Source organism: Cellulosimicrobium sp. Marseille-Q8652, from assembly GCF_965112045.1.
Map to the genome: position 1 here is coordinate 2217383 of NZ_CBCOPS010000001.1, position 12976 is coordinate 2230358.

Genomic DNA, 12976 nt, shown 5'->3' on the forward strand with positions numbered 1-12976 from the left:
TCATCATGGTGCACCAGGGTCGTTCAGCACGCGCGGCCAACCGCGCCAGCGTCAGCCGGCGCGCAGGATCAGGGCGTCGCCCTGGCCGCCGCCGCCGCACAGCGCGGCGGCCCCGACCCCGCCACCGCGTCGCCGCAGCGCGAGCGCGAGGTGCAGCGCGAGACGCGCGCCGGACGCGCCGACGGGGTGGCCGAGCGCGATCGCGCCGCCGTCGGTGTTCACGACGTCCTCGTCGATCCCGAGGTCGGCGACCGACTGCAGCGCCACCGCGGCGAACGCCTCGTTGATCTCGACGAGGTCGAGGTCCGACGCCGCGAGCCCCTCGCGCTTCAGCGCGGCCTCGATCGCGCGCGACGGCTGGGAGTGCAGGGAGCTGTCGGGACCCGCGACCTGGCCGGCCGCGCCGATCTCGGCGAGCCACGAGAGCCCGTTGCGCTTCGCGAAGGCGCGGCTCGCCACGACGACCGCTGCGGCGCCGTCGGACAGCGGGGAGCTGGAGCCCGCGGTGATGGTCCCGTCCGCGACGAAGGCGGGGCGCAGGCGTTCGAGCGCCTCGAGCGTCGTGTCGGCGCGCACGCCCTCGTCGTGCTCGACGACGACCGGCTCGCCCCGGCGCTGCGGCACGGTCACCGGCGCGATCTCCTCGGCCAGGTGCCCGGCGTCGCGCGCGGCTGCGGCCCGCTGGTGCGAGCGCAGCGCGAACGCGTCCTGCTCGGGGCGGCCGATGCCGCGCGTCGCGCAGCCGCGGTCCGTGAGCTCGCCCATGACCTCGCCGCTGAAGGGGTCGTCCAGCCCGTCGTGCGTGAGCGAGTCGGCCATCGTCACGTCGCCGAACGCGAAGCCCGCGCGCGACCCGAGCACGAGGTGCGGCGCGTTCGTCATGGACTCCTGGCCGCCGGCGACGACGACGCTCGCCTCGCCCGTGCGCACGAGGCGTGCCGCGTCGATGATCGCCGTGAGCCCGGACAGGCACAGCTTGTTGACCGTCACGGTCGGCACGTCCCATCCGATGCCCGCGTGGATCGCCGCCTGGCGGGCGGGCCCCTGCTTGGCACCCGCCTGGACGACCTGGCCGACGATCACCGTGTCGACCTGCTCGGGCGAGACCCCCGCCGCGGCGAGCGCCCCGCGGATCGCGTGCGCGCCGAGGTCGGCGGCCGTGAGCGACGCGAGCGCGCCCCGGAACCGCGCGAACGGCGTGCGGGCGCCGTGCAGGAGGACCGGGGTGACCTCGTCCTCGGGGGTCACGGCTGCGCCGTCGGGCAGGGTGCTGGCGTCGTTGCTCATGGGGTCCGTCCGGGGGTGCGGGAAGTGGGGAGGGAGAGGGGCCCCGGCGCCGCGAGGAGGGGCGGAGCGGCGCCGGGGAGCGTGAGGCGTGCGCGCGACGCGCATGGCCCGGTCAGACGAAGGCGGAGACGCCCGTGATGTCGCGCCCGACGATGAGCGCCTGCACGGACTCGGTGCCCTCGTAGGTGTGCAGGGCCTCGACGTCGGCGAAGTGCCGGGCGACGCGGTTGCGCAGCAGGATCCCGTTGCCGCCGAGCAGGTCGCGCGCGCTCGCCGCGATCTCGCGGGCTCCGCGGGTGCACGTGTACTTCGCGAGCGAGGCCTGCGGGCCGGTGAGCTCGCCCGCCTCGTCGAGCCGCGTCATCTGCGCCACGAGGAGCTGCATCTGCGTGAGCGTCGACAGCATCCGCGTGAGGCGTTCCTGGATCATCTGGTTCGCGGCGAGCGGGCGGCCGAACTGCACCCGCTGCGTCGCGTACGCGACGGCGGTCTCGTAGCACGCGACCGCGTGCCCGACGGCGGCCCACGCCACCCCGAGGCGCGTCGCGAAGAGCACGCGCGAGGTGTCCTTGAACGACCGCGCGCCCGGGAGCGCGTTCTCGGCGGGGACGAACACGTCGTCGAGCACGACGTGCGCCTGCCAGATCGCGCGGAGCGACACCTTGCCGGTGATCGTCGTGCCGGTGTAGCCGGGGGAGTCCTGCGGGACGACGAAGCCGTGGACCTGGTTGTCGCCCTCCCCGCCCTCGCCGTCGACGAGGCGCGCCCACACCACGGTGATGTGCCCGGACGACCCGTTGCCGATCCACTTCTTCTCGCCGTTCAGCACGTAGCCGTCGACACCGTCGCGGGTCTCGCGGCGCGCCGTGGTCTCCAGGGAGACGGAGTCGGAGCCGTGCGTCGGCTCGGTGAGCGCGAACGCACCGATGATCTCGCCGCGCGCCATGGGCTCGGCGTACCGGGCGCGCTGCTCGTCGGAGCCGAGCATCTGGATCGAGCGGAGCGCGAGCCCGCCCTGGACGCCGCAGATCGTCGCGACCGAGCCGTCCCCGCGGGACATCTCCATCGCGGCGAGGCCGGCGCCCATGAGGCTGACGTGCTCGCGGCCCTCGACGTCGACGCCGTCGCGCAGGAGGTCCAGCTCGCCGAGGCGCTTGACGAGGTCGAGCGGCACCTCGGCGCGCTCCCAGTACTCGTCGATGACGGGGAGCACCTCGTCCTGGACGAACTCGCGCACGCGCTGCTGGTGGGCGCGGTCCGCGTCCGACGCGTCGGCGAACGCGCCGGCGTAGTCGACGTCGAGAGGCGTCCGGAGGTCGTAGGCGGGCTCGGTGACACCGGGCGTGGACGGCGTGGCGGGCATCGGTGCTCCAGCTGGCTGCGTGCGATCGGTCGTTCTCCCATCGTGCGTCGATACTCCGTATCAGTCAAGTGAGATCCTGTCTCAGGCCAGCCTGGGGGGCATGGCTCTCGATCTCTTCGTGACGCTGCACGTCCGGGACCCCCGACCGCCACGAGACGTACGAGGGCGGTGTCACCAGGACGGTCTTCCGGGACCCGGACGGCAACGAGACCGGTCTCGGCGGCGCGCTCCCGGCGTAGGGTGCCGGGCATGGAGCACGCGGGCACGGTCGACTGGGACGACGACGGCTCGGCCGGCGCCTGGATCGCCGAGCGGCTCGGGCCGTTCGGGCCGCGCGTCGACGGCACGGTCCCGCGGGGCTACGCGGCGTACGCGTGCGTCCCGTTCCCCGAAGCGCACGGCACGCTGCTGTTCACCACGGAGGACGGCAGCCCAGCGCCGCTCGACGTCCTGGTCGACGTGCTCGAACCGTTCACGGGCGACCAGCCGGTGCACGCCGGGCTGTGGACCGGCTTCTCGTTCCTGTACGACCACGGCACCGACTCGCGCCACACCTCGGGCACCGCGGTGGGCATCGCCTGGGACGAGGACGAGCCGCGACCCAGCGAGGAGGAGATCGAGGCCGCGCGCGACGAGGCGTGGGCGCAGCTGGCACCGACGCTCGTCGAGCGGCCGTCGGCGCCGATGCTCCTGCTCCCGCACCGCGAGCACCACCTGTGGACGGGCACGCTGGCCGACGTCGCGGCGTTCCGTCACCACGGCCAGGCGCCGAGCCTGTGGTGGCCCGAGGACCGGTCGTGGTTCGTCGGGTCGGACGTCGATGGTGCCGCGGCCTACCTCGGCGGGAGTGACGCGCTCGTCCAGGCGGTGTGCGCCGAGCCGACGCTCGGCGCGTACCGGGTCGCGCCGTCGGACACGATGCCGTTCGAGGACGACTGAGCGCTGCCGGAGAGCGACCGGGCCGTCACCCGCTCGCCGCGGTGTGCCGCGGAGCTCAGGGCTGCGGGTCCGCGAAGGGGTCGCGTGCCTCCCGGACGAGCCGTGCCGCGTCGTGCAGCACGGCCTCGCCGTGGCCGAACCCGGCGGTCCCCGCTCCCGTGGCGGCGATCCGGAGCGCCGAGCGCCGGGTCTCGTCCCGGTCGACGTCGAACACCCCGAGGACGACCTCGCCGTCGAGCTCGGCCACGGTGTCCCCGGTGAGGACGGTGTCGAGGCGCGGCAGGTGCAGCGCGAGGCTTCCGGGTGTGTGACCGGGCAGCAGCAGCACGCGCGCCTCGCCGCCCACGGGGAGGACGTCGCCGTCGGACACCTCCAGGTCGACCCGGCACGGCGGCGCGGCGGGCGGCTCCGAGGACTCCGGGTGGATGGCGCGCTCCGCCGCCGTGAGCCGGGGGAGCGGCCCGGTGACCGCCCCGCGGACGACGTCCGCCTCGGGTACCCCGGCGATGACCTGGACGTCGCCCCAGCCCGCGATCTCCGCGGCCGCGCCGGAGTGGTCCTCGTGGAAGTGGGTCAGGACGACGCGGCGGACGTCGTCGCGCCGCCGGCCGAGCGCGTGCAGCGCCGACTCGACGACGGGCGCGCTGTCGGACCACCCCGTGTCGACGAGCGTCACGCCGTCGTCGTCGAGGACGAGGTAGCTGTTCAGCAGGTGCGCCGGCCCGCCGTCGATCCGCAGACGGAACACCGTCGGGGCGAGAGGCTGGAGGTCGGGTCGCATGGCACGAGGCTAGGGACCCGGCGGCCCGCACGGGACGTCGTTCTTCTCGCAGGAGAACGCCGCCCGCACGGGGGACGTGCCCGTCCGGTCAGGCGGGTGCGCCCGCGGCCAGCGCGTCGGCCGTCGCGCGCCGGTTGATGCGCCACCACACGAAGAACCCGACGAGCGTGAACGCGCCGTAGAACACGTACATGAACGCGGACGCGTAGTACCCGGCGGACACCAGCAGCGGCACGCCGACGACGTCCACCGCGACCCAGATCAGCCAGAACTCGACCCAGCCCTTCGCCATGCCGTAGGTCGCGAGGAGGGAGCCCATGAAGATCCAGGCGTCGGCCCACACCGGCTCGAACGAGCCGAGCGCGCGGAACACGGGGGTGAGCACCGCCGTGCCGACCAGGAGGGCCACCACCAGGGCGATCCGCTGCCGGGCCGTCGCCCACCGCGGGACGACGCTCACGCCGTGGCTGTCGGCGTCCGCGTCACCGAGACGCTGCTGCGTGCGACGCCACTGCACCCACCCGTAGACGGAGACGATGACGAACATGACCTGGCGGCCGGCCTGGCCGAGCAGGTTGACCGGGTTGGGCGTCGCGAACACCGCGCCGAGGAACACCGTGAGCAGCAGCAGGTTGCCGACGATGCCCACGGGCCACGCCCACACCTTGCGCCGCATGCCGCCCAGCGCCGATGCCAGGCCGAACCCGTTGCCGACGATCTCGCGCCACAGCAGGTGCTGGTCGCCGATCGTGAGCTGCGCGTCGAACAGCGCCATCAGGTCCATCGCTCGTCCCTCGTCCTCCCCGGGCACGGGTGGCTCCGGGGTGAGGGCGGGCGGAGCGCCGTGGGCCCTGCGGCCCTCCGACGCCGTCGCTCACCACGGCGAGGACGACCTCCGCGGGTGCGGGCTCGTCGAGTGCTCGACGGACCCGTCCCCTCGGGGACGACCGCGCCGCACGTGCTTCCTCCCATCCGGACTGTCACCGTCGGTCCCGGAGTTCCACCAGGTCAACCGCGCGTAGGGCGCGGGTCGCGGACTGTCACCGCCGGCTCGGAATTGCACCGACCCCGGAGCACGTTCGTGCGTACTGCGTTCTGCAACGGTGGATGCTACCCCGGCATTCCCCCCGAGTGCTCGTACCCGGGGAGTCGTCTCACCGTCAGGACGACCCGTCAGCCGAGGGCGTCGCGGACGGCGCGGGCGACGGCCTCCGCGACGTCGTCGGGGTCGGGTCCGGGCTCGACGACGGTCACGACGACGCGCGCCGCGCCGTCGCGCGCGGCGACCGCGCTGGCCACCTGCGCGACCGCCACGTCGCCCTCGGCCGCCGTGCGCCCGGCGGCGGCGCGGCGCAGCTCGGCGAACGCCTCCTCGAGCTGCGGGCGCAGGTCCGCCTCGGGGTGGCGGAGCCAGCGGCGCAGGAGCGCGTTGTGCACGGCGACCACCGACGCGGCGAACGCGATGGACGCGGTGGAGCGCCGGGCGTCGGGCGGCAGGGCGTCGCGCAGGTAGGCGGTGAACGCGCGCTCGTAGCGGTGCGTGGTGACGAGCTCGCGGTCGCGCAGGGCGGGCACCTGCTGCAGGAGGTGCCACCGCGCGATCGACGTCTCGCGCTGGCCGACGTGGTGGTCGAACACGAGGCGCGCCGCGCGGCACACCTCGAGGTACGGGTCGACGGACGGGTCCGGGACGAGGTTCCCCGCGGCGTCGGGCACGGGCCGGGTCCCGGCGAGCATGACGACGACCTCGTCGAGCAGCAGCTCGTGGTCCGCGAAGACCACGTCCTCCTTCGAGCGGAAGCGGCGGAAGAAGGTGGCGCGGCTGACCTGTGCGGCGTCGGCGATCTCCTCGACGGTGGTCTGCTCGTACCCCTTGCGGGTGAAGAGCTCGATCGCTGCGTCGACGGCCTGGGCGTGGGTTCGGCTGCGGACGTCGGTCATGGACGGGACGGTACACCGGTACCCGGTCCCCGCCCGGGGAGCGCTGCTGGTGACCGACCGGGCGGGGTGGCACGCTGGCCCGGTGAGCGAACCGCCCCGTGTCCACTCGGTCCACGTCGCGAAGGCCCGACGGCTGCCCACGCGCACGGTGCCCGAGGTCGAGGCGGAGGAGGGTCGGGGCCTCGTCGGCGACCGGTACCACGGGTCCAAGCACCGGCACGTGACCGTCCAGACGCTCGCGGACCTCGCCGCGGCGTCCGCCGAGCTCGGGCAGGAGATCGATCCCGGACTCACACGGCGCAACGTGACCCTCACGTACGGCGACCTGCCCACGAAGCCCGGGTCGTTCCTCACGCTCGGCGACGTCGAGCTGCAGGTCCTGCGCATCGCCGCCCCCTGCCGGCTGCTCGACGACTGGATCGCGCCCGGCGCCATGCGCTCGATGCACCGGCGCGGCGGCGTGGTGTGCCGGCTGCTGTCGTCGGGGACGATCCGCGTCGGCGACGAGGCCCGCTGGCCGGACCCGGCCGCGGAGGCCGCCTCCGATCAGTGCACGAGGCGGTAGAACCGGAAGAACGAGAAGTCGTCGACGGGCAGCACCTCGACGCCCGAGTAGCCCGCCTCGAGCGCGTAGCGGCGCAGCGTCGCGGGCCGCATGACGGTCCCCGTCCCCACGGACGGCTGCGTCGACAACCCGTCGGGCAGGCAGACGAAGAGGCTGTAGCCGTACATGATCCGGTCGACGTCGTCGGCCGGGGCGCTGAACTCGTCCGCGACGGCCTCGTCCATGACGACGACCAGGCCGTCGGGCCGCACCGCCCGGCGCACGGCGTCGAGCACCGCGACCGGGCGCGGCAGGTCGTGCACGCACTCGAACGCGAAGGCGGCGTCGAACGGGTCCGCGAGCGTGAGCTCGGCGGCGTCGGCGAGGTGGAACGTCACGCGGTCCCCGAGCCCGGCCGCGTCCGCCGCGGTCCGGGCCGCCTCGACGGACGGCCGGTCCACGTCGATCCCGTGCACGACGGCGCCCGGGTACGCGCGCGCGATCGCGAGCGTCGACCACCCGAACCCGCACCCGACGTCGACGACGCGCGCGCCGGGTCGCGACAGCACGTCGTGGACCTCCGGCAGGCGTGCCAGCGCCGGCGCGAGCTCGCGCTCGAACCACGGCCTGTTGACGTCGGCCTGCGCCTCGCGCGCGTCGTCGCCGAGCTGGTCCCACGAGACCCCGCCTCCGGTCCGGTAGGCGTCGAGCAGGTGGGGGAGCTGCGGGCCGATCGCCCCGACGAACCGGGCGAGCGGTGCGGAGTACGCGAGGGAGGTCGCGTCCGTGAGGACCTCGGCGTGCGCGGCGGGCAGGGCGTAGCGGCGCTCGCGAGCGAGGTCCTGCGGGTCGGCGCCGAGCGCGGGTCCCGCGGCCGGGTCCTCGGCGGCGAGGATGCCCGACGCGGCCTGCTGCTCGAGCCACTCGCGGGCGTACCGCTCGTGCGTGCCGGTCGCCTCGGCGAGCGCGGTCGAGGTGAGGGGACCCGACGCGGTGAGCGCTCGGTACCACCCGAGCCGGTCCCCGACGTGCACGGAGAGCACGTCGATCGCGCCGAGCGTCGCGGCGAAGAGACGTTCCGCGAACGCGTCGACGGGCGACGCGTCGTCCGCCTCGCCGGCGGGATCCCCCTGCTGCGCGCTGGTCCGGTGCTCGGTCGTCACGACGGTTCCCGTCCACGGTGGCCGGGCGTGCCGTGAGGGGCGACGCCCGTCCCCCGACCGTAGACCTGCGTGACGGGCCGCGTCGACGGTTCGAGCGGCTGAATCTCCGCGGTCAGGGGTCTCGTCAGACGTCTTAGGTTCGCCTATCCTGTGCTGCGTGACCGGGGACGTGACGCCGACCGGCGCGTCCACGGACGCGCCGGCGCTCGCCGTGCGCGCCGTGAGCATCCGGCATCACCTCCACCACGACGACCTCGCCGACCCGGGTCCCGTCGTGGGCGCGCCACGCCGTCCGGAACCGACGCCGAGCGGCGTGACGTTCGAGGTCCGGCCGGGCGAGGCGGTCCTCCTCCTCGGTCCGTCGGGGTGCGGCAAGTCGACCCTGGCCCTCGCGACGAACGGGCTCGTGCCGCACGTCGTGGGCGCCGACCTCGAGGGCGAGGTCCGCGTGCGCGGCCGCTCGACGGCGGAGCACTCCCCGCCAGAGCTGTCGCGCGACGTCGCGATGGTCTTCCAGGACCCCGACGCGCAGGTCGTCACGGGCACGGTGCTGGACGAGGTGTGCTTCGGCCCCGAGAACCTCCTGCTGCCGGTCGACGCGGTCCTCGCGCGCGCCGGGGCGGCGCTGCGCACGGTGGGCCTGTGGGACCGACGCGACCACGACCCGGCGACGCTCTCCGGGGGCGGGCGCCAGCGCCTGGCGATCGCGTGCGCTCTCGCCCTGGGCTCCCCGCTCCTGGTCCTCGACGAGCCGACGGCGAACCTCGACCCGGTGGGGACCGAGGAGGTCTACGCGGTGCTGCGCGACGTCGTGGCGCGCGGGGACCGGTCCGTCCTGCTCGTCGAGCACGACCTCGACGCCGCCGTCTCGCTCGTCGACCGCGTCGTGGTGCTCGACGCCGCGGGCCGACTCGTCGTCGACGGGCCCGTGCGGGACGTGCTCGTCGGCCGCGCCGAGCAGCTCGCCGACCTCGGGGTCTGGCTGCCCACCGCGACGCTCGCCGCGCTGCGGCTGCGCGCGGCGGGAGTCGCCCTCGACCCGTTGCCGCTCACGCCCGACGAGCTCGCGACGGCGCTCGACGCGATCCCCGTCCTGCCCGACCCGCAGCCGGCCGCCGGCCGGACCACGGCGGCGCGGGACGGCGTCGGGCACGGCGGAGACCGGACGCCGGGTGTCCCGGACGGCACGGGCGCGGCCACCCCGGTGCTCGTCGTCGACCACCTCACGTTCCGGCGTGGCCGCGGGCGGTCGGCCACGACCGTGCTGCGCGACGTGTCGCTGACCGTCGCGCCCGGCGAGCTCGTCGCCGTCGTGGGCGCGAACGGCGCGGGCAAGACGACGCTCGCCCAGCTCGCCGCGGGCGTGCTCCGTCCGCGCCGCGGCGCGCTCGACGGCCGCGTGACGGTCGCGGGCGTCGACCCGACGCGCGTTGACCCGCGCGAGCTCGCGCAGCGCGTCGGCTTCGTGTTCCAGAACCCGGAGCACCAGATCGTCACGTCCCGCGTCGACGACGAGCTCGCGCTGGGCCTGCGCGTGCGCGGCGTGCCGGAGGACGAGGTCGCCGAACGCGTCGACGACGTGCTGCGACGGTTCGGTCTCGCCGACCTGCGCGACCGGCACCCGTTCCTCCTGTCCGGGGGGCAGAAGCGGCGCCTGTCCGTCGGGACCGCGATCGTGTGCCGGCCCGAGGTCCTCGTGCTCGACGAGCCGACGTACGGGCAGGACCGCGAGCGGGCCGCCGAGCTGCTCGACCTGCTCACCGCGCTGCACCGCGAGGGCACGGCCGTCGTCGTCGTGAGCCACGACATGCAGCTCGTCGCCGAGCACGCGACGCGCGTCGTCGCCCTCGCGGACGGGAGCGTGCTCGCCGACGGCGCCCCGGCCGACGTCCTCGCCGACGAGGCCGTGCTGCGCGCGGCCGGGCTGCGTCCGCCGCCGCTCGCGCGCGCGACGCGGCACCTCGCGCACCCCGCCTGGCGGGGTGTCACGCGGCTGGCGGACCTGCCCGTCGCGGCCGCGACACCGGTGGGGGCCACGGCATGACCACCGCCGTCGCCGGGGCCCCGGCGGAGACCACGCGGCTCGGCGCCTTCGCCGGGCCCGCGCGGGACCTGCGCACGTACGACCCGCTCGTCACGGCCTTCGGCCCGCTGCCCGTCGTCGTCTACGTCTTCACGACGCGCGACGTGCTCACCCCGGCACTGATCGGGCTCGCCGCGCTCGCCGTGATCCTCCTCATGGCCCGGCCGCCCCGCCGCGTCGTGGCGGCGCTGCTGCTCGGTCTGCCGGCGCTCGCGGCCGTCATGACGGTGTCGTTCGGCGTGCTCACGGACCCGGCGAGCGTCGACGGCACGACGCTGCTGCTGACGCTCGGCCCGTTCGAGCTGTGGTCCGGGGCGCTGGCGACCGGGCTCGCGACGAGCCTGCGCACGTGCGCGCTGCTCCTGCTCGTGCTGGTCGGCGGTCTGTCGACCACGGGACAGGACGTCGTGCGGGCGATGGTCCAGCAGCTGCGCGTGCCCTACCGCGTGGGCTACGCGGCTCTCGCGGCGCTGCGGTTCGTCCCCCGCTTCGGCCACGAGCTCGAGGTCATCCGCGCGGCGCACCGCGTGCGCGGCGTCGACCACGGCACGGGACCGCTCGCCGGGGCCCGGCGTCAGCTCGGCTACGCCGTGCCGCTGCTCGCGGGCGGGATCCGCCACGGCGAGCGCGTGTCGCTGGCCATGGAGGCGCGGGCCTTCGGGGCGCACCCGACGCGGACCGAGCGCGTCGTCGTGCCGTTCCGCGGGCGCGACGTCGTGTTCCTCCTCGCGACGTGGTCGCTCCCGGCGGTGGTCGCGCTCGTCGTGGTGCCCGCGCTGACCGGCTGACCCCGCGACCTTTCCCTCCACCCTCCCTCGACACCCGGAGCCCCGATGCCTTCCGCACCCCGCCGTCAGTCGCTCACCACGCGGTACCTCACGACCTGCGCCGCGATCGGTGCCGCCACGGGCGTGCTGCTCGTCCCGGCCAACTTCGTCGCGGCGGCGCTGTCCGCGACCGTCCCCGTGCTGTACTCCGCGATGCTCGGCCTGTGGATCGTGGGGCCGGTGCTCGCCCTCGCGCTCGTGCGCCGCCCGGGCGCCGCCGTGCTGACGATGCTCGTCGCCGGGGTCATCAGCTCGGCCTCGCCGCTCGGGGCGTCGTCGATCCTCACGTGCCTCATGGTCGGCGCGGCGCTCGAGGTCGCGTTCCTCGTGACGCTCTACCGCGTCTGGGCGCCGTGGCTCTTCTACGTGGCGACGTTCGTGTTCGCCGCGCTGTACACGTGGTCGGCGTTCGTCGCCTTCGACGCGGCGTCGATGGCGCCGGTGGTGCAGGTCCTCATCGTCGTGCTCATGATCGCGAGCTCGCTCGTCGGGACGTGGGCGGGTCTGCTGCTCGCGCGGCGCCTCGAGCGCGCGGGCGTGGCGCGGGGGCTCGCGCCGGCGCGTCGCACGGTGGCGGCGGAGCCGGCCGTGGCGACGGCGCAGCAGCGCTGACCAGGGCCGGGAGGGACGGAGCCGTCAGGCGCCGAGGAACGCGTTCATCGCGAGGACCGAGAACAGCACGGCCCCGGCGGCGACGGCGACGGCCACGACCCAGCCGTTCGCCCGCTCCACGGGCGGCACGGACGGCCGGGCGGGTGCGGGTGCGCGGCGGCCCCGGCGCGCGGTGAAGCGCACGCCGCGGGCCGCGGCGCGCGGGGGTGGGGTCGTCGCGCGGGCTGGGGTCTGGCTCGTCACGGGTGCCTCCGGGATCCTTGGCGCCGCTGCCCGACGCCGTACCCCAGTCTTCGCGGCCGGGCCCCCTCTGCGCGTCGGCCGTCCGGTGGATCCTGCTCGCCGCGCGTGTGCGACCTCCGGATGACCCCGCCGTGCGCGGAGTCAGCGCGGAGCGTTCTCCTGGTAGCGCGGCCCGCGCCGTCCGCCGCGGGCAACGCGCTGGAGGTAGCGGACCTCGCGCAGCGCCACCGCCGCGGCGACGAGGAACGGGATCCAGGCCCACGCCCGACCGCGCAGCACGTTCCACAGGCAGACGGCCGCGACGACGACGCCGCCGAGCACCGTCGCGACGCTCGACCACCGTGTCCCCGTGCGGACGTCGTCGGCACGCCGCCACCAGCGACGCACGCGGTCGCCGACACCGCCTCTCGGCCGGTCCTCGGCGGGAGGCCCGCCGGCGGCCGTCACGACGTGCTCCCCGCGGGCCGGGCGAGGGCCATGCCCTCGATGCTGCGCAGGGCCATCCGGAGCGCGTCCGCCCGGGACACCTCGCCCTCGTCGGCCATCGACCACGCGTTGAAGAGCGTCCACCACAGGGTCCGCACGAGCCACGACACGCTGAGCTGGTCGTCGACCACGCCGGCCGCCTGACCTCGTCTCAGGAGCTCGCGCACCGGCTCCTCCGCCTCCTCGGCCTCGGCCCAGAACTCCGGCTCACCGTCGGACATCTCGTTGAACAGGACCATGTACCAGGGGCCGAGGTCGAAGTACTCGAAGGCGAGCCGCCGGAGCGCCGCCGCGGCGTCGCCGTCGTCGAGCCGTGCGGCGGAGATCGCCCCGCGCGTCCGCTCGACGGCCTCCGCGCCGATGGCCTCCACGAGGTCCGCCCGCTCGGGGAAGTAGCGGTGGAGCGTCGTCCGCCCGACGTGAGCCGCCTGCGCCACGTCGGCGAGCGAGGCCGACTTGTCCGCGCTGAGCACCGTCGTGGCCGCCTCGAGGATCGCGCGGCGCGTGCGCGCGCGGGCGGCCGTCTCCGTGGGCTCGGGCGCGGGGGCGGCCGTGCCGCGGGTGCCGCGGGCGCCCCGGGTCGGGGTGCTGCCGCTCGTTCGTGCCGTCACGGGCTCACCCTAGCGATCGGGACAGCGGCACACATCTTGCCGACAGTGGAACAGCCGTGTTCCACTAAGGAATACCAACAGCCCGCTCGATCGCTC

The 12976-nt window shown here is 75.3% G+C and carries 14 protein-coding genes and 1 riboswitch; of the genes, 5 read left to right on the forward strand and 9 right to left on the reverse strand.

Translation table 11 applies throughout. The annotated features are described in order from the left end of the window. Positions 1-51: 51 nt before the first annotated feature. Both ACWPWV_RS09865 and ACWPWV_RS09870 read right to left on the reverse strand, forming a co-directional pair. Positions 52-1287: an acetyl-CoA C-acyltransferase gene (locus tag ACWPWV_RS09865; RefSeq protein ID WP_454042745.1), complete on the reverse strand. Its 1236-nt coding sequence runs from the start codon at positions 1285-1287 to the stop codon at positions 52-54. A 112-nt stretch (positions 1288-1399) separates the two neighbouring features. Further along, on the reverse strand, positions 1400-2650 hold the full coding sequence (locus ACWPWV_RS09870) for an acyl-CoA dehydrogenase family protein (protein WP_454042746.1): 1251 nt from the start codon (positions 2648-2650) through the stop codon (positions 1400-1402). Between the two features lie 249 nt (positions 2651-2899). Between ACWPWV_RS09870 and ACWPWV_RS09875 the strand changes: the two genes are divergently transcribed. Then, complete coding sequence (locus tag ACWPWV_RS09875) at positions 2900-3589, forward strand: hypothetical protein (protein WP_454042747.1); 690 nt, start codon at positions 2900-2902, stop codon at positions 3587-3589. A 55-nt stretch (positions 3590-3644) separates the two neighbouring features. Here the strand turns inward: ACWPWV_RS09875 and ACWPWV_RS09880 are convergent, their stop codons facing one another. The 3 genes from ACWPWV_RS09880 to ACWPWV_RS09890 form a co-directional block, all read right to left on the reverse strand. Further along, positions 3645-4370, reverse strand: coding sequence for an MBL fold metallo-hydrolase (locus tag ACWPWV_RS09880; protein ID WP_454042748.1), 726 nt, complete (start codon positions 4368-4370; stop codon positions 3645-3647). Positions 4371-4458: 88 nt separating this feature from the next. Further along, positions 4459-5154: a nicotinamide riboside transporter PnuC gene (gene pnuC, locus ACWPWV_RS09885; protein ID WP_454042749.1), complete on the reverse strand. Its 696-nt coding sequence runs from the start codon at positions 5152-5154 to the stop codon at positions 4459-4461. Between the two features lie 171 nt (positions 5155-5325). After that, positions 5326-5450, reverse strand: a riboswitch (FMN riboswitch). A 93-nt stretch (positions 5451-5543) separates the two neighbouring features. Beyond that, positions 5544-6311 carry a TetR family transcriptional regulator gene (locus ACWPWV_RS09890; protein ID WP_454042750.1) on the reverse strand — a complete coding sequence of 256 codons (768 nt, stop codon included), beginning with the start codon at positions 6309-6311 and terminating at the stop codon, positions 5544-5546. A gap of 82 nt (positions 6312-6393) precedes the next feature. Here ACWPWV_RS09890 and ACWPWV_RS09895 point away from each other — a divergent pair, with 82 nt between their 5' ends. Beyond that, the gene (locus ACWPWV_RS09895; RefSeq protein WP_454042751.1) at positions 6394-6876 is read left to right on the forward strand and encodes an MOSC domain-containing protein; all 483 of its coding nucleotides are present in this window, start codon (positions 6394-6396) and stop codon (positions 6874-6876) included. Here ACWPWV_RS09895 and ACWPWV_RS09900 read toward each other — a convergent pair. Beyond that, complete coding sequence (locus tag ACWPWV_RS09900; protein ID WP_454042752.1) at positions 6858-8018, reverse strand: class I SAM-dependent methyltransferase; 1161 nt, start codon at positions 8016-8018, stop codon at positions 6858-6860. The genes ACWPWV_RS09895 and ACWPWV_RS09900 overlap by 19 nt on opposite strands. A gap of 157 nt (positions 8019-8175) precedes the next feature. Here ACWPWV_RS09900 and ACWPWV_RS09905 point away from each other — a divergent pair, with 157 nt between their 5' ends. The 3 genes from ACWPWV_RS09905 to ACWPWV_RS09915 are packed head-to-tail and all read left to right on the forward strand — an operon-like array spanning position 8176 to position 11540. Then, positions 8176-10062, forward strand: a complete 1887-nt coding sequence (locus ACWPWV_RS09905; RefSeq protein ID WP_454042753.1) for an ABC transporter ATP-binding protein — start codon at positions 8176-8178, stop codon at positions 10060-10062. Then, positions 10059-10889 (forward strand): energy-coupling factor transporter transmembrane component T, encoded by an 831-nt coding sequence (locus tag ACWPWV_RS09910; protein WP_454042754.1) that lies wholly within the window; start codon positions 10059-10061, stop codon positions 10887-10889. The genes ACWPWV_RS09905 and ACWPWV_RS09910 overlap by 4 nt, the downstream gene beginning before the upstream one ends. A gap of 45 nt (positions 10890-10934) precedes the next feature. Next, positions 10935-11540, forward strand: a complete 606-nt coding sequence (locus ACWPWV_RS09915; protein WP_454042755.1) for an ECF transporter S component — start codon at positions 10935-10937, stop codon at positions 11538-11540. A 24-nt stretch (positions 11541-11564) separates the two neighbouring features. Here ACWPWV_RS09915 and ACWPWV_RS09920 read toward each other — a convergent pair whose 3' ends face one another. The 3 genes from ACWPWV_RS09920 to ACWPWV_RS09930 form a co-directional block, all read right to left on the reverse strand. After that, positions 11565-11783 (reverse strand): hypothetical protein, encoded by a 219-nt coding sequence (locus ACWPWV_RS09920; protein ID WP_454042756.1) that lies wholly within the window; start codon positions 11781-11783, stop codon positions 11565-11567. A 141-nt stretch (positions 11784-11924) separates the two neighbouring features. Further along, positions 11925-12230: a hypothetical protein gene (locus ACWPWV_RS09925; protein WP_454042757.1), complete on the reverse strand. Its 306-nt coding sequence runs from the start codon at positions 12228-12230 to the stop codon at positions 11925-11927. Next, on the reverse strand, positions 12227-12880 hold the full coding sequence (locus ACWPWV_RS09930) for a TetR/AcrR family transcriptional regulator (RefSeq protein WP_454042758.1): 654 nt from the start codon (positions 12878-12880) through the stop codon (positions 12227-12229). The genes ACWPWV_RS09925 and ACWPWV_RS09930 overlap by 4 nt, the downstream gene beginning before the upstream one ends. Positions 12881-12976: the final 96 nt, after the last annotated feature.